The sequence below is a fragment of the uncultured Hymenobacter sp. genome, assembly GCF_964242765.1.
GTDB lineage: Bacteria > Bacteroidota > Bacteroidia > Cytophagales > Hymenobacteraceae > Hymenobacter.
Genome location: NZ_CAXTBM010000007.1, coordinates 1 through 20,526 on the forward strand (window position 1 = coordinate 1; position 20,526 = coordinate 20,526).

Annotated in this window: 20 protein-coding genes; 7 read left to right on the forward strand and 13 right to left on the reverse strand. The window is 55.1% G+C overall.

Annotated elements, in window-relative coordinates; all coding sequences use genetic code 11:
* The 5 genes from ACFE7X_RS04255 to ACFE7X_RS04275 all read right to left on the reverse strand — a co-directional run.
* Positions 1-586 (reverse strand): hypothetical protein (locus ACFE7X_RS04255; RefSeq protein WP_375434419.1); only part of this gene is annotated, 586 nt, incomplete at its 3' end.
* Positions 587-758: 172 nt separating this feature from the next.
* Entirely contained in the window at positions 759-1,868 is a 1,110-nt protein-coding gene (gene lpxB / locus ACFE7X_RS04260; protein WP_375434420.1) for a lipid-A-disaccharide synthase, read from the reverse strand.
* 101 nt (positions 1,869-1,969) lie between these two features.
* Complete coding sequence (locus ACFE7X_RS04265) at positions 1,970-2,386, reverse strand: 6-pyruvoyl tetrahydropterin synthase family protein (protein WP_375434421.1); 417 nt, start codon at positions 2,384-2,386, stop codon at positions 1,970-1,972.
* A gap of 166 nt (positions 2,387-2,552) precedes the next feature.
* Positions 2,553-3,551 (reverse strand): FecCD family ABC transporter permease, encoded by a 999-nt coding sequence (locus ACFE7X_RS04270; RefSeq protein WP_375434422.1) that lies wholly within the window; start codon positions 3,549-3,551, stop codon positions 2,553-2,555.
* A 53-nt stretch (positions 3,552-3,604) separates the two neighbouring features.
* Positions 3,605-4,537 carry an ABC transporter substrate-binding protein gene (locus tag ACFE7X_RS04275; protein WP_375434423.1) on the reverse strand — a complete coding sequence of 311 codons (933 nt, stop codon included), beginning with the start codon at positions 4,535-4,537 and terminating at the stop codon, positions 3,605-3,607.
* A gap of 184 nt (positions 4,538-4,721) precedes the next feature.
* Here ACFE7X_RS04275 and rfaD point away from each other — a divergent pair, with 184 nt between their 5' ends.
* The gene (gene rfaD, locus ACFE7X_RS04280; RefSeq protein WP_375434424.1) at positions 4,722-5,690 is read left to right on the forward strand and encodes an ADP-glyceromanno-heptose 6-epimerase; all 969 of its coding nucleotides are present in this window, start codon (positions 4,722-4,724) and stop codon (positions 5,688-5,690) included.
* Between the two features lie 232 nt (positions 5,691-5,922).
* On the forward strand, positions 5,923-7,311 hold the full coding sequence (locus ACFE7X_RS04285) for an FAD/NAD(P)-binding protein (RefSeq protein WP_375434425.1): 1,389 nt from the start codon (positions 5,923-5,925) through the stop codon (positions 7,309-7,311).
* 101 nt (positions 7,312-7,412) lie between these two features.
* Here the strand turns inward: ACFE7X_RS04285 and ACFE7X_RS04290 are convergent, their stop codons facing one another.
* The 5 genes from ACFE7X_RS04290 to ACFE7X_RS04310 form a co-directional block, all read right to left on the reverse strand.
* Positions 7,413-7,694: a hypothetical protein gene (locus ACFE7X_RS04290; RefSeq protein ID WP_375434426.1), complete on the reverse strand. Its 282-nt coding sequence runs from the start codon at positions 7,692-7,694 to the stop codon at positions 7,413-7,415.
* A gap of 121 nt (positions 7,695-7,815) precedes the next feature.
* Entirely contained in the window at positions 7,816-8,820 is a 1,005-nt protein-coding gene (locus ACFE7X_RS04295; protein WP_375434427.1) for a zinc-binding dehydrogenase, read from the reverse strand.
* A gap of 51 nt (positions 8,821-8,871) precedes the next feature.
* Positions 8,872-9,276 carry a thiol-disulfide oxidoreductase DCC family protein gene (locus tag ACFE7X_RS04300; protein WP_375434428.1) on the reverse strand — a complete coding sequence of 135 codons (405 nt, stop codon included), beginning with the start codon at positions 9,274-9,276 and terminating at the stop codon, positions 8,872-8,874.
* A gap of 333 nt (positions 9,277-9,609) precedes the next feature.
* Positions 9,610-10,035 (reverse strand): hypothetical protein, encoded by a 426-nt coding sequence (locus ACFE7X_RS04305; RefSeq protein WP_375434429.1) that lies wholly within the window; start codon positions 10,033-10,035, stop codon positions 9,610-9,612.
* Positions 10,020-10,268, reverse strand: a complete 249-nt coding sequence (locus tag ACFE7X_RS04310) for a hypothetical protein (RefSeq protein ID WP_375434430.1) — start codon at positions 10,266-10,268, stop codon at positions 10,020-10,022. The genes ACFE7X_RS04305 and ACFE7X_RS04310 overlap by 16 nt, the downstream gene beginning before the upstream one ends.
* Positions 10,269-10,494: 226 nt before the next feature.
* On the opposite strand from ACFE7X_RS04310, the gene ACFE7X_RS04315 reads away from it, so the two are divergent.
* Positions 10,495-10,917, forward strand: a complete 423-nt coding sequence (locus ACFE7X_RS04315) for a hypothetical protein (RefSeq protein WP_375434431.1) — start codon at positions 10,495-10,497, stop codon at positions 10,915-10,917.
* Positions 10,918-11,229: 312 nt separating this feature from the next.
* On the opposite strand, the gene ACFE7X_RS04320 is transcribed toward ACFE7X_RS04315, so the two are convergent.
* Positions 11,230-11,856 (reverse strand): hypothetical protein, encoded by a 627-nt coding sequence (locus tag ACFE7X_RS04320; protein ID WP_375434432.1) that lies wholly within the window; start codon positions 11,854-11,856, stop codon positions 11,230-11,232.
* Positions 11,857-11,987: 131 nt separating this feature from the next.
* On the opposite strand from ACFE7X_RS04320, the gene ACFE7X_RS04325 reads away from it, so the two are divergent.
* Both ACFE7X_RS04325 and ACFE7X_RS04330 read left to right on the forward strand, forming a co-directional pair.
* A complete protein-coding gene (locus ACFE7X_RS04325) occupies positions 11,988-13,550 on the forward strand; it encodes an HTTM domain-containing protein (protein WP_375434433.1) in 1,563 nt (520 codons plus the stop codon).
* Positions 13,551-13,656: 106 nt separating this feature from the next.
* Entirely contained in the window at positions 13,657-14,691 is a 1,035-nt protein-coding gene (locus ACFE7X_RS04330; protein ID WP_375434434.1) for an MBL fold metallo-hydrolase, read from the forward strand.
* A gap of 94 nt (positions 14,692-14,785) precedes the next feature.
* Here the strand turns inward: ACFE7X_RS04330 and ACFE7X_RS04335 are convergent, their stop codons facing one another.
* Positions 14,786-15,523, reverse strand: coding sequence for a diphthine--ammonia ligase (locus tag ACFE7X_RS04335; protein WP_375434435.1), 738 nt, complete (start codon positions 15,521-15,523; stop codon positions 14,786-14,788).
* A gap of 151 nt (positions 15,524-15,674) precedes the next feature.
* Here ACFE7X_RS04335 and ACFE7X_RS04340 point away from each other — a divergent pair, with 151 nt between their 5' ends.
* On the forward strand, positions 15,675-15,995 hold the full coding sequence (locus ACFE7X_RS04340; protein ID WP_375434436.1) for a hypothetical protein: 321 nt from the start codon (positions 15,675-15,677) through the stop codon (positions 15,993-15,995).
* 75 nt (positions 15,996-16,070) lie between these two features.
* Here ACFE7X_RS04340 and ACFE7X_RS04345 read toward each other — a convergent pair whose 3' ends face one another.
* Positions 16,071-16,574: a DUF4126 family protein gene (locus tag ACFE7X_RS04345; RefSeq protein ID WP_375434437.1), complete on the reverse strand. Its 504-nt coding sequence runs from the start codon at positions 16,572-16,574 to the stop codon at positions 16,071-16,073.
* A gap of 400 nt (positions 16,575-16,974) precedes the next feature.
* On the opposite strand from ACFE7X_RS04345, the gene ACFE7X_RS04350 reads away from it, so the two are divergent.
* Positions 16,975-20,184, forward strand: coding sequence for a carboxypeptidase regulatory-like domain-containing protein (locus ACFE7X_RS04350; RefSeq protein WP_375434438.1), 3,210 nt, complete (start codon positions 16,975-16,977; stop codon positions 20,182-20,184).
* Positions 20,185-20,526 lie beyond the last annotated feature (342 nt).

The window sequence follows — 20,526 nt, forward strand, 5'->3', positions numbered from 1 at the left end:
ACAGTTGCTCAAATCTGGAATGAAAGATTAAATTTTGAAAATGAAGGAATTTCTTTTCACGGCTCATCTTGATATTCAGTGGCGGTGCATAGCCACAGAAGCCTATGACGGGCTTAATGCTTTTTTTGCGAAGTCTTGGTTTGCCATCATTATACTTTTCTAGAAAATCCTCGAAAAAATGCGGCCATGAATGAATGTTCTTGGCTTGGGTTGATTTACTTATCGCGCTGTTAAATAGGATAGCGTTTTTGGCTGGTATATTGATGTGAAGCACATCATGCCCAACAAAAATTAATATTTTCTTGTTTTGGCTTTCTACCTTCTGAATAAATGGAGCTATTTTCTTTTCAAATCCTGCCTGATCAAATAAAACGTCGTAGAAAATTGGCAGCAAGCAGGCATCACACTCCTCTATACTTGTCAATTCAATAAGGTCTTTACCGACTCGCTGATACTCATCAAATCGGCCTTGACGAACCGCTCCAGATTCATCTTCTTTATTAAAAGTCCCGACAAAGGGAATAAGCAATTCAATTGGATGCCCTTTGTCTAAAAGACTTAAATCTGTGTGGAGCTTAAGTTTCATATTTACCTTTTCAGAGGTTTTGATTTCAGGTCTTAAATTTCAGGCTATACTAGGCTAATGCCTAAAGAGAATACCAGTTAGCCACAGCATTTGGATACATTATAAGCATATATATCTTATACTTATTCATATAAAGTGCAGAGCATTCTTCTTATTCACGCGGGAGCTTTACTTATTTCTGTAAATAGCCAATCATCAACTTCGCCGCTTTTTCGGCTGCTCGTTGTTGGCCCAGCTTCTCTCGGATTTCAGCATAATCCGCCTTTTGCTGGGTTATAAACTCTTCGTCGGTCAGAATTTTACGAAGTTCCTTCACGAGGTTGCGTGAGTTAAATTCGCTCTGGATGAGTTCTTTTACCACTTCTCTATCGGCTATCAAATTGACCAGCGAGATATAAGGTACCTTAATAACTGCCTTACCAATGGCGTAGGAAACGGCGCTGGTACGGTAGCAAACCACTTGGGGCACGCCGAACAGGGCCGTTTCGAGGGTGGCAGTGCCACTAGTGACGAGAGCAGCGGTGGCGTGGGCTAGCAGGTCGTAGGTTTCGTTGAAGAGGATGCGGACGTTGTTGCGCTCGAAGTGGGCGTAGTAGTTGCGGTCGAGGTTGTCGACGCCGGCCACGATGAACTGGTAGTCGAGGAAAGGCGGTAGGATAGCCACCATTTCGTAGAGCATCTCCTCTATCTCTTGCTTGCGCGAACCAGGCAACACGGCCACGATCTTGCGATTCGGATCGAGATGGTTGCGTTGGTAGAAGTCGTTGCTTTTTTGGTGTTCGGCTACGGCATCAGCAGTGGGGTTACCGATATAGTCGACGTCGTAGCCGAAGCGCTGGTAGAATTCCTGCTCGAAGGGCAGGATGACAAACATCCGATCAACGATTTTTTTGACGGTGTGAACCCGACCTTGATTCCAAGCCCAAATTTTAGGCGAGATATAATAAAACACCTTGATGCCGTGCTCCTTGGCAAACTGCGCCACTCGCAAATTGAAACCGGCGTAATCAATCAGAATTAGAACATCAGGCTGATAGTCTACCAGGTCGCGCTGACATTCTTTCAGGTAACCACGAAACTTAAGGATGCTGGTGGCCGCTTCCCAGAAGCCCATAATGGCCATTTCCTGGTAGTGGTGCACGAGCGTGCCTCCTTCGGCCTTCATCATGTCGCCTCCCCAACCCCGAAATGCTGCCTCGGGGTCTTGCTGGCGTAAATTTCGCATTAGGTTGGCGGCGTGGAAGTCGCCGGACCGTTCGCCAGCTATCAGGTAATACTTCATTAGTTAATTCTGAATTATGAACTATGAATTCAGAATTATGGCTTGAGCTGAGCCGATAACGCAGAACAATTCATAATTCAGAATTCATAATTCAGAATTGGTTATTCGCCTAAGTATTCCACGAAGTTGCGGGGGGTTTCGTAGAGTTTGATGCTGTGCAGGCGAGCGGTGGACATTCGCTCGATTTCGGGTTGTAGTATCTTCCAGAATGCAATGGCCAAGTTTTCGGTGCTGGCCATTTGGTCTTGCATAAAGGGCACGTCGAGGTTGAGGTTTTTGTGGTCAACCTGGTCGATAATGTGGGTCCGAATGAGCGTGCTGAGTTGTTTGAGGTCGATAACGAAGCCGGTGTCCGGGTCGGGTTTCCCCTTCACGGTCACGATAAGATCGAAATTATGGCCGTGCCAATTGGTGTTGGCACAGGGGCCGAACACCTCACGGTTCCGCTCCTCGCTCCACTTCGGATTGTAGAGCTTGTGGGCCGCATTGAAGTGTTCTTGCCGACTGATGTAAATCATTTCTTGGTGTGCTGATTTTTGGTGTGTTGATACGCTGATCAAGCAACTGATCCGCCTTTATTACCTGTCCGGTCAGTGCGAAGGAGTATGAACTGATCAGCTTAGCTGGCATAACCGATGACGAGGCCGTACTGATCAGCACCTCCACACATCAGAAATTAGCCTATCAACCCTTATTTCGCAGCAAATATACGAAGAACGGTACGCCGAACAGGGCCGTGACCAACCCTACAGGTAAGCCCGCCGGCGGATAAAGCAGCCGGGCCAATAGGTCGCAGGCCAGTAGGAAGTTGCCGCCGAGCAGCACGCAGAACAGCGGATTGACTGGCCCGGTGACGCCCAACAGCCACCGGGTGAGGTGCGGCACAACCAGCCCCACAAAGCCTACTGGTCCGCACAGGGCAACTACGCAGCCAGTCAGAACGGAAGCTGTAAGCAGTAGCAGCCAGCGGGTGCGGGTCACATTAACGCCAAGCCCCTGAGCCCTCTCCTCCCCTAGCAGCAAGATATTGAGGTCTTTTTGTAGGAAGACAAACAGCCCCAAGGCTGCCACCAAAGCTATGGCTGGATAAGGCAATACGCTCCAACCGGCCCGCTCGAAGCTACCCGCGGCCCAAAACGTAATGCTGCGTAGCTTCTCCTGCGTGGCCGACAAAAACGTGAATACCCCGCCAATAGCGGTTGTGAGTGATCCTATGGCCACCCCTGCCAGTAGCAACTGAGCTGGAATAATTTGTCCGCGCCGTGTGCCGACAGCCACTACTACCAACGTAGTGCCCAGCGCGCCGCCAAGGGCAAATAAGGGTGGCAAGTAGAAACCGCCCAGGGTAAGGTTTGGCAAGAAAGAAAAACAAAAAATGGCTCCCAACGAAGCTCCCGAAGCCGTTCCGAGCAGGTAAGGATCGGCCAACGGGTTGTTGACCATAGCCTGCATAAGGTACCCACTAAACGCCAAGCCACCCCCAGCCAGCAACGCTAGCAGGATGCGAGGCAGCCGAAGTTCTACGAGCACCAAATGGCTGGGGTCTTGTGCGTTGTAGTGCGTGAGGGCGCGGCCAATGAGTGCGTAATCGGTATCGTAGCTACCTACGCGCATGCCCAGAACGACCAGCACAAGCATCAGGAGCAGGCTGGCTAGAATCCAGGGCAAGGCAGGTCTATTCATTGAAAAATAATAGCTGATTTCGTAATGGACTGGTTTGCAGCGGCAAACGAAAATTAGTGGCTGGTTACAATTCGCTGTAGTTCGCGGACTGACTCCACCACTCGAGGACCAGGACGTTCCATTAAGTTGCCAGTGATACCATAGACGCGGCGCGTTTTATAGGCATTGATGCGCTTTAATTCGGGGTAGTTTTTGAAGAAGGTGCTGTCCAACTTACCAAAGCTCCCGCCGATGAGTACATCGGGGTTCAGCTTTAAAATGTACTCCCGAGTGAGAGCCGGATAAGGCTGCGCAAACTTTTCGGTTACCGCATTCTGGCCGCCGGCAATTCGCAGTTTGTCGGTAAACAGGGTGTTCTGGCCGTACACATAGATGGGGTCTTGCCACGTAATGGCAAGTACACGCGGGCGTTGCTGGTTAGCGGGCGCTGCTTGAGTTACGGCCGTTAGTGCTGCTTGCAGCGAATCGGTAAGACGGCGGGCTTGGGGCTGCCGGTGCAGGATGCGGCCTAGGTCGCGCATGCCGCGGAACACGTCGGGAAGGGTCTGGAAGCGCTGGTAGTAAACCGGGATACCGAAGGTGGCAAGCCGGGCCGCATCGTCGAGCGAGGTGATACCTTCCACGGTAAATACGATGTCGGGGTGCAGGGCCACTAGCTTTTCCATGTCCAGCGGGTAGCTATTAACGACGGGTTTGCGCAAGACGGCCGCTGGATAATCGCAGCTCTGGGTGCGGGCAATGATAGTGGCCGTGTCGGCTACGGCGTACAACATTTCGGTGGCGGAGGGGGCCAAGGCCATAATGCGGCGCGGACGAGCCAGTACGGTAAGTTGGCGGCCTAAATCGTCGCGGAGTTGCTGCGTTTGTGGCTGGGTGGTAGCTGCCTCTGAGGCGGTAGTGGAACTGGAACGGTCGGGCTGACAGGCCAGCGGCAGCAAAAGCAACGGCAGCAACTTCAGAAGTTGACGCAAAGAAAAGTGAAGCATGGCCGCAAAGGTAAGAGCCAGACAATGCCGCAACAGGAAGTTGTTGCCGCCAGAATGCGTAGCATAGTGCAATACCTTCTTGCCTAGGTAAAGGTCCTAATACCGAGCGTATTCTGCTGGTCGAAGCGTTGCTTGGGGAGGCAGTCAATAAAATTGATGATACTTTTGATGAAAACTCTGCCCTATGATAGTTGTCACCGGAGCGGCTGGCTTCATTGCTAGCTGCCTTGTCACTCGCCTCAACGCCGCCAACTTCAACGACATCGTGGTGGTCGACAATTTTGCTGTCGAGCAGAAGCTCGCCAACCTCAAAGGCAAGCATTTGCGCGAATACGTGGACCGCACCGAGTTCTTCGATTGGCTGGATACCAACCACGAGCAGGTGGAGTTTATCTTCCACCTCGGCGCCCGCACCGATACCACCGAGCAAGACCGCGCCGTGCTGGACTTGCTAAACCTGAATTACTCCAAGCAGATGTGGCAGGCGTGTTGCCGCTACCAGTTGCCGCTGGTATATGCTTCATCAGCGGCCACTTACGGCTCGGGCACCCTCGGCTACTCCGACCAAGACGACGCGCTACTGCCTCTCTACCGCCCCCTCAACCCGTACGGCGACTCTAAAAACGAGTTTGACAACTGGGCGGTCAACCAGCCAGAAAAGCCTTTCTTCTGGGCCGGGCTGAAGTTTTTCAACGTCTATGGCCCTAATGAGTACCATAAGGGCCGGATGGCGTCGGTGATTATGCACGCCTTCCAACAAATCCAGAAGAATGGCTCGATGATACTCTTTCGGTCGCACAACCCCGCCTATACCGACGGCGGCCAGATGCGCGACTTCGTGTATGTGAAAGACGTGGTGGAAGTATGCTACTTTTTGATGCACCACCGCCAACAGTCGGGCATCTACAACCTGGGCACCGGCGAAGCGCGCACCTTCATGGATCTGGCACTAAATACCTTCGCCGCTTTGGGCCGTACTGCTGACATTCAGTTCCGCGACACTCCCGAGGATATTCGCGACAAGTATCAGTACTTCACCCAGGCCGATATGAGCAAGCTGCGCAACATTGGCTACGACCGGTCCTTCACCTCGCTCGAAGACGGTATTCAAGACTACGTGCGCAATTATTTAGTGCCGGGTGTTTACCTCTAAGCCGAGCGGCAGTTGCGGAAGTTGAGCTTACCTGATGAGTCGCGCAAACTCCCGGCCGGGCTGCTGGTTTCCTGTAGACTCTACAGCTCTTGAAGGCTTTCGTATACTTGCTGAGTGCTTGTCTGCTATGTTCACAGCAATAGAGGCAACCTAGCAATTCTTCTTTGTGGGTCGATAGGAAGGAGTACCTGATAGATCCTCGCACCCTTTCCGCACTCCTAATTACTTTGTCTTGCAGCAACGCACCATTACAATTTTAGGCGGCGGGTTCTCGGGCTCGATGGTAGCAATACAACTGGCACACTTAAGTCAACCGTTAGCCGGTACCGTTCATGTGGTGGAACCGCGCCCAGTACTAGGGCCGGGGTTGGCTTACTTGGACCGCCGCCCCGAACATCTACTTAACGTCCGGGCTCCCAACATAAGCGCCTTCCCCGACCAACCCAGCCATTTTGTTGATTGGCTGCATGCAACAAGAAGGCCTGTTTGTGAAAACAACTTCTGCCCCCGCCAGACATATGGGCGCTATCTACAGGATTTAACAGCAAGTATACTAGCTCGCCCCGCCGCCAACGGTCTTCGGTTTGTGTGGCACCAGCAGGCCGCGGTTGGGGTGGAGGTAGCGCCCAACCAACGAGCGGCTACAGTACGCCTTGCGGATGGCACCGAAATTCAAAGCGACATAGTAGTGCTGGCCCTCGGCAATTTTCCGCCGCCGGCAGTAGCAGGCTCCAGTTCTTGCATTTCCCACCCTGGCTTTCACAACAATCCGTGGGCTGAAGGCGCTCTGCGCACTATCAAGCCCGACGACGAGGTAGTACTTATCGGCTCGGGGCTGACGGCGGTAGACGTGGTACTAGGGCTGCGCGCCGATGGGCACCGGGCTCCGATTACGGCAGTATCGCGCAACAAGCGTTGGCCTGTTAGCAACGAATGGTATGGGGTGCCTTATCCTAGCTTCTACGAAACCAAGCTTCGAGGCCTGTACACGGTGGGGGAAGTGGTAGCAGCGGTCCGCCAACAGGTTCGGCAAGCTGCCGAGCAGGGCATTCCCTGGCGGCCGGTTTTCGACTCGCTGCGGCCTCACTTGGGCGCTATCTGGGCGGCTTGGCCGCTGGTGGAGCAGGCTCGTTTCATGCGGCATCTGGCTTCGTTGTGGTCGGTATTGCGGCACCGCAGCCCACCCCAGAATGATGCCGCACTGCATGCGCTAATGGCTGGCGGCCAACTGCGCATGCAAAGCGGACGAGTGCGGGGCATTGAACTGGCAGATGACACACTACGCGTCCAGATCGAACGCCAAGGTGCTAGCACTTACCTCACAGCTCAGCACGTAATCAATTGCACGGGGCCCCTGCTAGACTATACCCGTATCCCAGACCCAGTGGTTGTTAAGCTGCGGGAAGCCGGACATTTGCAGCCAGACCCGCTGCGGCTGGGCATCCTGACTGATAGCCATGGCGCATTACTAAACGCCACCGGAGAGGCATCAGCTTTGCTTTTCACCTTGGGCCCGAGTCGCCGCCCAGCCTATTTCGAGTCGACGGCGGTGCCAGAGCTGCGCCAACAGGCAGTGGCGTTGGCACAGGAGCTAGGCTGCCGCTGGAATATCAGTCAATAAGTGGTTAGGCACTTTCTTGTTGGTAGATATAAAAACAAAAAGACCGGTCTCATGAGCCCGGTCTTTTTGTTTTTAAGACTAGTTGTAAAACGAAGCTGAAACTAAGCGGCCAGTTCGTCATCCTCAGGATAGAGCGGGAAGACCGGTGTTTCGGGCACGGCGGGTAGCGTAGGTATAAGCGAAGGCGCAACGGTGTGCGTTGCGTTGTTGCGGCGCAGGGCGCGCATCAAAAGGTATCTGTATTTCTCTGCATCAGCGAGGGCCGCTTCTACGGCGCGAAGTGCGTCGTTGTAAGCTACTACAGGTACCAATTCAGCGGATTCGCCCGTGGGATACGTCAGGTCAAAAACCGGGCATTGCAGGTATTCAGCAGGCGTTTTCATAAGGGCAAGTTACTTGAAGGCGGGAGTGAAATTCTATATGGTTACAACAGATTGAGTGTTGTTTTCATTCCTTTAGCAGTCACTATTTTGCTGTTTAAATCTGTTGTTTATATGTTGATAATCAACCTGTTATATTCAAAACTATTTTACCGAATTGTAGACTTTCTTCCATGCGGCGCAGGGCCGCTTCCCCCTCAGCTAGCGGCAAGGTTTGGTCTATTACCGGCACTAGTTGGTGGTGCTCGAAAAACTGAACCATGTCGGTGAAATCTTGCTCGGTGCCCATGGTTGAGCCGAGCAAGGAAAGCTGCTTCCAGAACACTTTACGCACGGCCAGAGCCGGTACATCACCGTTGGTAGCGCCATAGAATACAATACGGGCCCCAGGAACAGCGGCATCGAGCAGGTCGCCGAAGCCGGGGCCGCCGGCGCTGTCCACCAGCACATCGAAGCCGCCGCCAGCTTGCTTGCTGAGGATGGCGGGCCACTTCTCGGTTTTGTAGTTGATACCTCCTTTGGCACCCAGCGCTACCGCTTTTTCAATTTTCTCTTCCGAACCCGAAGTCACCCAAACCTCGGCGCCGGCCGCCACTGCCATTTGCAGCGCCAGCAGCGCCACGCCCCCTCCTATTCCATTGACAAGCACCCGTTCGCCGGCCTGCAACGCCGCCCGCGTAAACACCGCCCGATAGGCCGTAACGCCCCCTAACGGCAGTGCGGCCGCTTGCTCGAAAGACAAGTGCGCGGGCTTAGGCTGCACGTAGCGGGCAGGTACGCACACGTATTCGGCAAAGGTGCCATCCTGCGGCAGCCCTAGGATAGCAAAATCACGGCCTTGCGCGGCCGGATTCTCGCCCCAGTTGTGGCCAGGATTAATGAGCACGGCTTGATTGCGCAAACTCTGATCAACCCCCTCGCCCAGTTCCGTCACGGTACCCGCCCCATCAGCCCCCAGAGTAATAGGAAACTTGAGGCCAGCGTACTGCCCTTTCTGAATCCAGACGTCGCGGTGGTTGAGGGCGGCGGCGTGCAGTTTCACTTGGACCTGGCCGGGGCCTGGTTGGGGCGTGGGCACTTCGCGCAATTGAACTGCTTGATTGATACCATCGAGGACGAGAGCTTGCATGAATTAAAAACTGAATGAGGGATTTGCTGCTGTGGTGTCAGAAAACTACGACTATAAAAAGCGCTGCTTGAGAGCCGGCGTCGGCAACATACAGGCGTCGCGGTGGCCGAACCATTGGTAGCGGTGCCGAGCTACAAAACGATAAACCCAATCGCGCATCGGGCGGGGCACAACGATGGCAGCATATAGCCACGACCACAGCCCGCTTAGCTGCCGCAAGATGCGCAACGCCGCTGTAGAGTGGGTATATACTTGGCCTTTCTCGATAAGTATCACGGTTTCGGGCTCCACTACCGGGGGCAGGCCATGTGTGGCCAGCAATTTTCGCCCGGCCTCCGATTGCAAGGACGTGAAGTGGAAACGCCCCGCGGGGTCGTGGTTGATAACGAACTGCACAAAACCGTTGCAGAGGTTGCAAACGCCGTCGAATAGGATAACGGCAGAATGAGAAGCCATAGAAGTGAAATGTATTGTAGGCGAAAAGCTCACCGAAAGCTAACACTAGCTGCTAGCAACAATACGTATACTACAACAAGCTGTTCGACTTCTATAAACCCCAAACAAAGCAGGCAATTTCAATAGTATAAGCAGGTCATCATATAGTAAAATACTTATATAATTTAAACCATTATTTTATACAAATAATTGACAAATAGGCCTATTACGTGTTTTTTTCGGATAACTATAATATGAAAAATCGGTATTAATACACCTCGAAAACTGCTATTGATTTTGTGCCTGTTCGTATAGCAGAAGAAAGTTTTCCTGCCACCTTAACATTTTTCTGCGCTACGAAAAAAACTGGTTACTGGCCATTCCGGCCGCCATCTTGAGCTTATCGTTGAGTATCACCTCCTGCGATGACGACGACGGAACAACAACTCCTTCCACCACCTCAGGAACTACTTCTGGTACCACTTCCGGCACTACCTCGGGTACTACTTCAGGCACCACCACTTCGGGTGCTACTACATCAGGCACCTTCCGGCACAACGGCCGGTACCACTGCACGACTACAAGTGGTACTACGACCGGCACCACTACGTCGGGTACTACTACCGGCACCACAACGAGCGGCACTATTACAAGTGGCACAACCGCTTCGGGCACTACGGCCGGCTCAACTACCGGAACTACTTCTGGAACCACTAGCGGTACTACCACTTCGAGCACTACAGGCGGCTCAACGACCGATGGTACTACAACCGGCGGCACGACAAGAGCGGCACAACGACTGGTGGTTCTACCACTAGCGGCACTACAGCAGGCTCAACTACCGGAACTACCTCGGGCACTACGGCTGGGTCAACTACAGGTACTACTAGCGGAACTACCACTTCTGGCACTACCTCGGGTACTACTAGCGGCACAACGACTAGCACTACCTCGGGTTCAACTGGGGGCTCGACTACCAGTACTACTTCAGGCACGACCTCCGGTTCGACCACTGGCGGGACTACTTCAGGTTCTACTAGCGGTTCAACAACTGGGGGCACCACCTCAGGAACCACTTCAGGTTCAACAACCAGCTCAACAACTGGGGGCACTACCTCGGGTGGGAGCACCACCTAACGGATCGGTCTTCGGCCGCAAAGATGGTTCTTAATTGGACCTTCTTTGCGGCCGATTCGTAGAAGGGTGCTGTTCACATCTTTCCACCTTCTTTTTTACGTTATGCATAGACCACGCTTCAACTTTCTGGCCGCAGCCCTCTTCGGCGCGGCCCTTACTTTCAGCTCTTGCGGCGGCAATGGTAGTGCTTCCGAATCAAGCACCGGCTCGGGTGACGTAGCCACCGATTCCGATGCCAACGGCAGTTCCGATATCAATGGCACCTCCAATACGGCAATGGACTCGATGAGCACGGGCGACGTGTCTAAGGGCAATGACGCAGCCGCTGGTGGCGAGGCAGCCGGGGCCGGTAGTGGCGGCTCGACCTCCGGTACAACGGGCAGCACCACCAACGGCGGCACCATGAGCAACGGCCCCGTTTCGACGGGCACAGGTGCAGGCAGTACCAGTGGCACAACAGGAGCGGCGGGCGGATCAGGCGGCACTACCTCGGGTACCAGTGGTAGTTCAACGACTGGTCAGTAGCTCAAAGCGGAAATCTGGGGCACTGTAAGCACGCTAACACAACTCTATCCGTATAAACCCGTAGACAGGAGAGCAAAGCTGTAGCTCAGCAGGTATTTATCCCGGTTTTCGTCTACAAGAAAATTCAGTATTAATTCAAGCTGCATTTTTTGACCCCGACGAGTCGAATAGCCGTAGAACAGCCCATTGCCACCCCTCACCCGTTTGATTCCACATCCACCTTGTTTTTTTCACTATGAAAAAGTCTTCATTTTTCCTTTCCGCCGCCTTCGTTGCCGCATTAGTAGCTTCTTCCAGCGTATCTGCATTAGCTCAAACCACTACTAGCGGCAGCACTTCGGGCTCTACCACTAGCTCAACTTCCGGAACAACCGCCGGCCGGACCACCACCGGTTCTACCACAACTGGCACCACTTCCGGCTCGATGACAGCCGGTAGCACTAGTGGCTCCATGACGTCAGGTACTACATCAGGCACCACTAGCGGCTCATCGACCATGGGCACGACTGCCGGTACCACTTCGGGCTCGATGACGTCGGGCACTACTTCGGGTTCGATGACGACGTCGGGCACCACGGCTGGCACCACTACCACGGGCACAACCTCCGGTACCACTACGGGCACTACGGCTGGCAGCACTTCCGGCTCCATGACTTCAGGCAGCACGTCGGGCTCGATGACGTCGGGCACTACTTCCGGTTCGGGCTCAATGACGTCGGGCACTACTTCCGGTTCGGGCTCGATGACCTCGGGTACTACTTCCGGCCGCAGCACCAGCGGTGCAACTACTTCGGGTCGTAGCACCAGTGGTTCATCTACTTCGGGCCGTACCACCAACGGCACCAGATCCGGCAGCAAAAATACGGGTCGTAGCACCAGCGGCAGCACGTCGGGTTCTACCACGGGAGGCACTACTTCAGGCTCTACCAGCGGCAGCACTACCCGCTAAGGGAAATGCCGGCTTGTCTTTTTTAGTCGGCCAAAAAGGCGGAAAGGCTGATCATCCGAAATGGTGGTTGCCTTTCCGCCTTTTTTTGCCTGTTCGTTTCTGAGTTGCGTTGTGTTACCCTATGCTTCAACTGCTTACTGTTCTTCGTCGTCCTTTCGTTTTCGATTTACGAGCTTTGGCTTTGTTGCGGGTAGCCGTAGCGGCCGTGCTCTTGCTTGACTTAGGCATTCGGAGTACAGATTTGGAGGCACTCTACTCCAATATGGGAGTGCTTCCGCTGCAAGTGCTGTTCGAGCACAACTGGAATCCTTATGAATTTTCGCTGCACAGTAGCAGCGGCTTATGGCAGATACAAGCCATTCTGTTTCTGCTAGGGGCCGTTGCTGCCGCCGCTATGCTGCTCGGCTACAAAACCCGGTTGGCTACGGCCGTATCGTGGGTGTTGCTGGTGTCGTTGCAAAACCGTAACCCTCTTATCTCGCAGGGTGGCGACGATTTGCTGCGGATGCTGTTGTTTTGGGGCTTTTTTTTACCCTGGGGCCGTGTCTACTCGCTGGATGCGCGCAAGCGGCCCGCCCCCACTCAGCTAACCTACTTCAGCGCTGCCACTATTGCTTACGTAGTGCAACTGGCGCTGGTGTACTGGTGCACGGCCCTGCTTAAAACGGGTGCCGAATGGAGCCGTGAGGGTACCGCCATCTACTACGCTCTCAGTCTCGACCAAGTGTTGATGCCGGGCGGAAAGCTCATATACCCGTATCCAGACTTGCTGAAGGCTCTGACTTTCAGCACGTATTACCTGGAAAAGTTTCTACCGTTCGTACTGTTTCTGCCGTTCTGGGTGCCGTTCTGGCGCATACTATTTGTGGTGGTAATGTTCGGATTCCACATCGGCATCAGTCTGACGCTGTTTGTGGGTCTGTTTTTCCTGATCAACATGGCCTCGGTGCTTGGCTTGCTGCCGTCTGTAGCCATGGCGTGGCTGGAACGCCGCTTGGTGCCGGCCACTCAACAACTGGGGCCGCGCGTAGCGGCACGGCTGGCGCCTTTGCAAAGCCGCTTGGCTATCTGGCGCCCCATCAGAGTGCAAGTTGCGTCTTCATTGGAGCTTTCGGAGGGCTTGCGCCGCTTGCTGCGCGCCATGCGCAATGGCCTCGTAACCGGTATTCTGGTGTATGTGTGCTGGTGGAACTTCGACAACATTGTGGACCCGCGCTGGACCATGAGCGAAGGGTTTCGGTGGCTGGGCTACCTCGTGCGCGTCGATCAGCATTGGGGCATGTTTGCGCCTACCGTGTTCAAGGACGACGGGTGGTACATACTGGATGCGACTACCACGGATGGCCGGCATCTGGACCTGAACCGCAAGGGCGCCCCAACTACGTATGCCAAGCCGGAATCAGTGATGCGACTTTTCAAAAACGACCGGTGGCGCAAATACTCGGAAAACTACCTGTTCGTCTCGAACACGTATATGCGCCCCTACTACTGCAACTACCTGCTGCGAATCTGGAGCGAAAACCCATCTAACCCGCCCCTACGTCACCTCGACGTTATCTATATGAAGGAAGTATCGTTGCCCGACTACAAGGTGGCTACGCCCAAACGCGAAGTGCTCTGCGGCTGCGACGCCGAAGTAGCGCCGCCCGCAGCGCCGAACACCGCAGCGGTAAGTCCGGACTAGACAACCGGTTTGGCTTCGGCCGACGAGCAGGATACGTTACACTAGATGCCGCTAGCCCGTATAGTCTTTTCTCTGCTGCTTATTTTCCAACCTTACCTAAAAAGCTATGTCCAACAAAGCCAACCGCGCCAACACCCCCGCGCTGCAACACGTTACAGCGGGCCTGTGGGGCCTGCGCGACGTATTCGCGAACCTGTACTTTGTGCGCGACTCCGATCTTCCCACCGACTCGTGGGTGCTTATTGATGCTGGGCTTCCGGGTTCGGGCGAAAAGATACAGCGCTCCGCCGAGGCTCTCTTCGGGCAAAACAACCCACCAGCTGCTATTTTACTTACGCATGGCCATTTCGACCACATAGGCGCCCTGGGGCATCTGCTTGCGGTTTGGCCTAATGCACCGGTGTATGCGCACCCATTGGAATTGCCTTACCTCACGGGCCGCTCCTCCTATCCGCCACCCGACCCAACGGTAGGGGGCGGGGCCATGTCGGCCATGTCGTTTTTGTATCCCAAAAAGCCTATCGACTTAGGTGCCCGCGTGCAGGCACTGCCCCTCGACGGCACGATTCCTCAGCTGCCCGGTTGGCGCTGGCTGCATACACCTGGCCATTCGCCTGGGCACGTCTCGTTTTTCCGGTCGCATGACCACGTTTTGGTGGCCGGCGATGCCTTCGTGACAGTGGCAGCCGAGTCGGGCCTTGCCACCTGGACGCAACGGCAGGAAGTAAACGGTCCGCCCGCCTACTTCACCCCCGATTGGCAGCATGCCCGCCACTCCGTGGCTTTGCTCGCTGGCTTGGCGCCTTCCTTGGCCGCCACCGGCCACGGCATTCCGATAGAGGGCGAAGAACTGCGCCAGCAGCTAGCCGACTTGGTCGAACATTTCGACGAGAAAGCCGTGCCGGCCCGCGGCCGGTACGTGGGTCATCCGGCCCTGGCCAACGAGGACGGGGTGGTATCGGTGCCACCGCCTGCTCCCACCAACTTGCCGGTGTGGCTGGTTGGTGCGGGTTTAGCCGTGGCCGGCGGTATCTGGTTGTCGCGCAACAGCCACAAGATTTCCGGCTACAAGTCTCGCTCCAAAAAAGAAGAAGCCCACTCGTCATCCACTGTTTACCGAGGCTATAGCAGTAACTACTAAGCACTGTGCCCCGTTCTTTCCACTCGGAGGGAACGGGGCACAGTCTTTTTTACAGATAGCGCAAGCAAGTAGGCCGTTGGTTGCCTGACGGCCCTTAAACAGCTAGCAGGTCGCAGTACCAGAAGCCAGCGGCGTAAGGGTCAGGCGCGGTGGAATCGGGCTGATGGCAGTTGGTTTGGTCGGCGGCGGGAGACTGGTAGGTGCGCCGTACTTTTTCGCCGTACGCAAAGGATATAGGCGTCGCGAAGTAAGGGGCGTTGAAGACAAAGCTGTGGTACTCGCCGTTTTCGCCGCAGGCGTCTACTCCCGGCGGCAGGTCGCGCAGGAAATCCGCATCCAGCAAGCGCCCGCAGAAGCTTTCATCGAGAAATTTATCGTTGACGCACACAATTACCGCCTGGAAACCGAGGTCGAGGTATTCGCGCAGCAAGTCGGCGCTGGAGCGTTGCCAGAGCGGAAATACCGCCTGCATTCCTACGCGGGCCAACTGCTGCTCGCGGTACTGACGCAGGTCTTCAAGGAAAATATCACCGAAAATAGCGTGTTGAATACCTTGCTGGCGCAGCGGCTCCAGCGTGGTTTGCATGATGCGCTCGTAGTCTTCTATGCCCGGCATTTCGGGCAGTTCCAGCTTGGTAAGCGGCAGGCCGATGCGCTGCGCCTGTTGCGCCAGCAGCTCCAGACGCACGCCGTGCATGGAAACTCGTTGGTAATGCGCGTTTACGCTGGTAAGCAAATCGGTGACGCGCAGTTGCGGGTCGCTGAGGGCATGGTAGAGGGCGAGGGCTGAATCTTTGCCCCCGCTCCAGTTCATTACGGCTGGGGCAGGCATGCGGTAAAGGTAGAACCGCCGGGGCATTACGCCAACCACACCGCAACCGCAGCGCCGTGTGGTACGTTGGCTGAAGCAGCGGGCCCTGCTCCGGCAGTTATTTCTTGCGCGCGTACTTCCCTGTTTTCTTTACCATCCAACCCAGTATACAATGACACGACTTCCCCACCTACTAGCATTTCTGGCGATAGCAGCACTTTCGGCCTGCGACGCACAAAACTCGCCGGGCAAAGACCCAGCCCGCGAACAAGACTTCAGCACAATGCCGCCGGCCACTGCCAACGAAACCGACCGCGACAGTATTTCTTCGCAAGAGCGGGTCGAGAAACCTATTGGCAAAGGCTCAGCGGCTGATCAAGCGGCTTCCGGTTCGGGCAGCATGCAGCAAGCCCCCGGCGACCGGAGTTCCCCCACGAGCACCATTCCTACGTCGTCGGAAGAACAAAAAGGCAACGCCCGGAAAGCCGAATAACCGTAGCTCAACGCAAAAAGCCCCACTGATTTCATATCAGCGGGGCTTTTTGCGTTGAAGTGCCAAGGGCACAGGCTACAAAGCCCGGCCGCTGGGCGAACCTAGCGCAGTACCTTTCGAGAGGGCTAGCCCCGCACCAATTACCAGTATATCCTCGAACCCACCTACCACGGAAACCGGCAACCCGGATTTGGCAGCAGATTTTTTGCGCAGGAAAAGGCTGCCGTACGTAGCAGCTATTGCCACCGTGCCCCCTAGCAGAGCGCCCTTGACTACGCTGCCGTGGTTTACTTTGTAGAGCGTGGCGCCTACCAGCGCCCCCGATAGCGCCCGGCCGGCCAATACGGGCGGGGAGGTACGGTCGGGAGCTGCGGGCAATTTATCCCCTACCATTTCGCCGGCCGCCATAAACCGGAGGGCAGAGGCAATCCATGGTTTTTGCAGCAAACCCAAGGGCGACTTAGCCAGGGCCCGCGGATGAAACTTACTTAAGTTGTTGCTTAGCAGTGCCGGGGCCGTTATGCTCCGAAAACCGGCTAGCGTGCCCAAGCCAACCGTTTGCCAAAAGTGCTTCTGCATGATAGTAAAGAAGTCAGTGGAAGAAAAGCTCTTCCTTAAACGGCAAACCAGCAGCAGCGACCAGACAACGCTGTATTTCTTTTCCACTTGAAAATGGAATTCGGGCAGCTCCAAGCATTCCGCCACCTGGACTTGGCATTAGGCTGTGTTATCTTAAAGTAGGTAGACGTAGTCGCCCACGAAGCTCGGCCCTATCAAGTATGCAGTGTGCTACTAAGGCATTTTCTTGACTTAAAGATTTAATTATCATTATACTAGCATTAAATATGCAACTATTTCGATGTTTCCAAATCATTACCAAAATGTTATGCAAGCATCATTAATAACTCGGCAATATACTTTTACAGCCAGACTCAGGAGAGACGCTTCTGAAAACAACAAGCTCTTTTACCACCACACTATGAAAAACATTCTACACTTGTTTCTGCTGCTAAGCTTTGTGCTTTTCGCTGGCAGCTATGTTGGGCGGGCGCAAGGCGTAACCACCTCTGCCATGAAGGGCTTAGTGCTCGACAGCAAGGGCCAGCCGCTGCCAGGGGCCACCGTGGTGGCTACGCACCTGCCCACGGGCACCAAATACGGCACCGCCACCCGCGACAACGGCCAGTACGACCTACTCAACATGCGCGTCGGGGGGCCTTACGAGTTGGTGGTTTCGTTTATTGGGTCCCAGACGTACACCGACACGGGCATTCAGTTGGCACTAGGCAAAACGTTTGAAACCAAGGTTACGCTAACGGAGGGCACCCAAACCCTCGACGAAGTGGTGGTGAAAGGCAACCGCGACGGCCAGATCAACAAGGACCGCACCGGGGCATCCACCAATATCAGCAGCGCCGCCATCCGGACGCTGCCCACTATCAGCCGCTCGCAGGAAGACTTTACGCGCCTCACGCCCCAAAGCAGCGGCCTGAGTTTCGGCGGGCGCAACACGCTCTACAACAATTTCTCGCTCGACGGCTCCATTTTCAACAACTCGTTTGGGTTGGACGCGCCCACGCCGGGCGGACAAACCAACTCGCAGCCTGTGTCCTTGGATGCCATTGAGCAGTTGGAAGTTAGCTTGGCGCCCTACGATGTGCGCCAAGGCGGTTTCACGGGGGCGGGCGTAAATGCGGTAACCAAGAGCGGCACCAACGACTTCAAGGGCACCGTATACACTTATCTGCGTAACGAGAGCCTGATTGGCGAGAAGGTAGGCGACGTGAGAATTTCAAATCCCAACCTGAAGTTCAATCAAACGGGGTTTGCGCTGGGTGGCCCGATCCTTAAAAACAAGCTGTTCTTTTTCACCAACGCTGAAATCACGCGGCGCGACGACCCCGCCCTCAGCTTCCGCCCCGCTTCCAGCACCACGGAAGCCCAAGCTGCTCTCAACGGTTCGGCCAACGGCATAAGCCGGGTACTGGAAAGCGACCTGATTGCCATTCGGCAGCGCCTGATCGACACGTACGGCTATGACCCGGGCCGCTACCAAGACTACACCTACCGCACCTCCAGCGACAAGTTTTTGGTGAAGTTTGATTGGAACATCGACGCCAAAAACACCTTCTCGCTGCGCTACAACTATCTAAAGAGCTACCGCGAGCAAGGACCGCACCCCATTGCCATTGCGCCTTCCAGCAGGGTGCAGGGCGTGAACACGCTGCAATACGAAAACTCCGGCTACACCATCAACAACGACTTGAACTCGGTGGTAGGCGAATTAAATTCGCGCTTCGGCGAGAAGTTCAGCAACAAGGCCCAGCTCAGTTTCTCCGCCTTCCGCGACTACCGCGAACTACCGAATGCGCCGTTGTTTCCAATGATTGACATCACCCGCAACGGTACCACCTACGTAACGGTGGGCACCGAGCAGTTTTCGGCCGAGAACCGGCTGGATCAGAACATCACGCAGTTTACGGACAACCTAAGCTACTTTGCCGGGGCCCACGTGCTAACGGCCGGCGTGACGTACGAGCAGTTCAATTTCGTGAACGACTTCAATCTAGCCCGCTACGGCTACCCATTTTTCGGGGGGCTGGATGTGGACCGCTTCTTCCAGGTAACGGACCGCACCAACCCGGCTTTTGTGGACCTGAACGCTGTGGCGGCCGCTGGTGGCCGAAACCGAGTGAAGTCGGTGGACGTGAAGGTGGCGCAACTCGGCCTCTACGCTCAAGACGAGTGGAACGTAACGCCAGCCTTCAAGCTGACACTCGGGGTGCGCGCCGATATGCCCATCTACAACACCGACGTAGCGCAGAACGAACAAATACGAAATGCTCCGCTGCGCAATTCGGAAGGACAGCTCACGCAGGTTGACGTAACGGAATTTCCGAAGAACACGCCGTTGTTTTCGCCGCGGCTTGGGTTCAACTATGCCATTGAGGGCGACCTTACCACCCAGCTTCGGGGCGGCACGGGCATCTTCACGGGGCGTATTCCATTCGTCTGGATCAGCAACCAAGCTTCCAACTCACAGTTCGACCCCGGCTACACGTTCCAAATCAACGGCACGGCCCGCGACTTCCGGTTTCCGCAGGTGTGGCGTTCCAATCTGGCTGTCGATCAGCAGCTACCCGGCGGCATTGTAGCCACGTTGGAAGCCATTTATTCCAAAGACCGGAACGCCGCCATTCCCCGCAACTACAACTTCGTGACGCCCACCGAGCAGCTTACCGGAGCCGACGACCGTGAGATTTATCCGGCCGCTGGTCCGCGCATTGCGCCGGGCTTTACGGGGCCGGATGGGCAGTTCAGCTTTCTTGATGCGGGCGTAATTGTGCTGGAAAACACCAATAAGGGCTACCAGTACAACCTCACGGGCCAATTGAAAAAGGATTTCGCCAACGGCCTTTACGTGCAAGCGGCCTATACCTATTCGCGGGCCAAGGACGTGACATCGAACCCCGGCGAAATTGCGGGCGACGCGTTTCAGCGCAACCCCGTTATTGGCAACGCTAACACGCCGCAACTGGCTTTCAGCGACTTTGGCTTGCAGCACCGCGTGATTGGGGCGGCCGGCAAGCGCTTCGCCTACGCCAACAACCGGCTGGCTACCACGCTCAGCTTCTTTTTCGAGGCCGCGCAGGGCAACCGCTTTTCCTACACCTACGCCGGCGACCTGAACCGCGACGGTATTCCCGGCAACGACCTCCTGTTCGTGCCTGCCACCCGCGACCAAATCAACCTAACGGATATCCGCGACGCGCAAGGCAACGTGCTGACGACGGCCGCCCAGCAGTGGGAGCAGCTGAATGCCTACATCAGCCAAGACGATTACCTCTCCGACCGCCGGGGCCAGTACACGGCGCGCAACGGGGCCATCAGCCCGTGGTATACGCAGCTGGATGCCAAGTTGCTCCAGGACTTCTCGGTGGAAGCGGGCGGCCGGAAACACACCTTCCAACTTAGCTTTGATATTCAGAATTTAGGCAACCTGATCAGCTCCGACTGGGGCGTGCGGCGCGTGTACGCCAACAACCGCTTTATTGAAGTAAGCTACCCAACCGCCACCACGAATACGCCAACCTATCAATTTCGGGGCGGCAACCAAACCTTCATCAACAACACCGACCTGAATAGCCGCTGGCGTGGCCAAATAGGCTTGCGCTACATTTTCGACTAAAGGTTGCCGATTCCTTCAACAGTCAGCCCCCGGAGCAGAGTGCTTCGGGGGCTTTTTGGTGATTGCAAAGCTCACTTAATGAAAGTACCACTCGATAGGTATGCGTGCTTCGGTTACCAGCGAGCAAAAAAGCTGGCATGCGGATGCCTCACGGCAAGCTGAATTATTTAATAATGCCGAGTCTACTGCTCAACGCGAAGTACAATTCACTCAAGCGAGATAAATGACAACCCTGGTATGGAATCGGTGGTGGTTTACCGATGCCAAAACGGGTTCAAGTTCTAAATAGAGGTTTTAGCTGCACTACGCTTGTCTGCTTTCCAACCTAGGGCTCACAGAGAA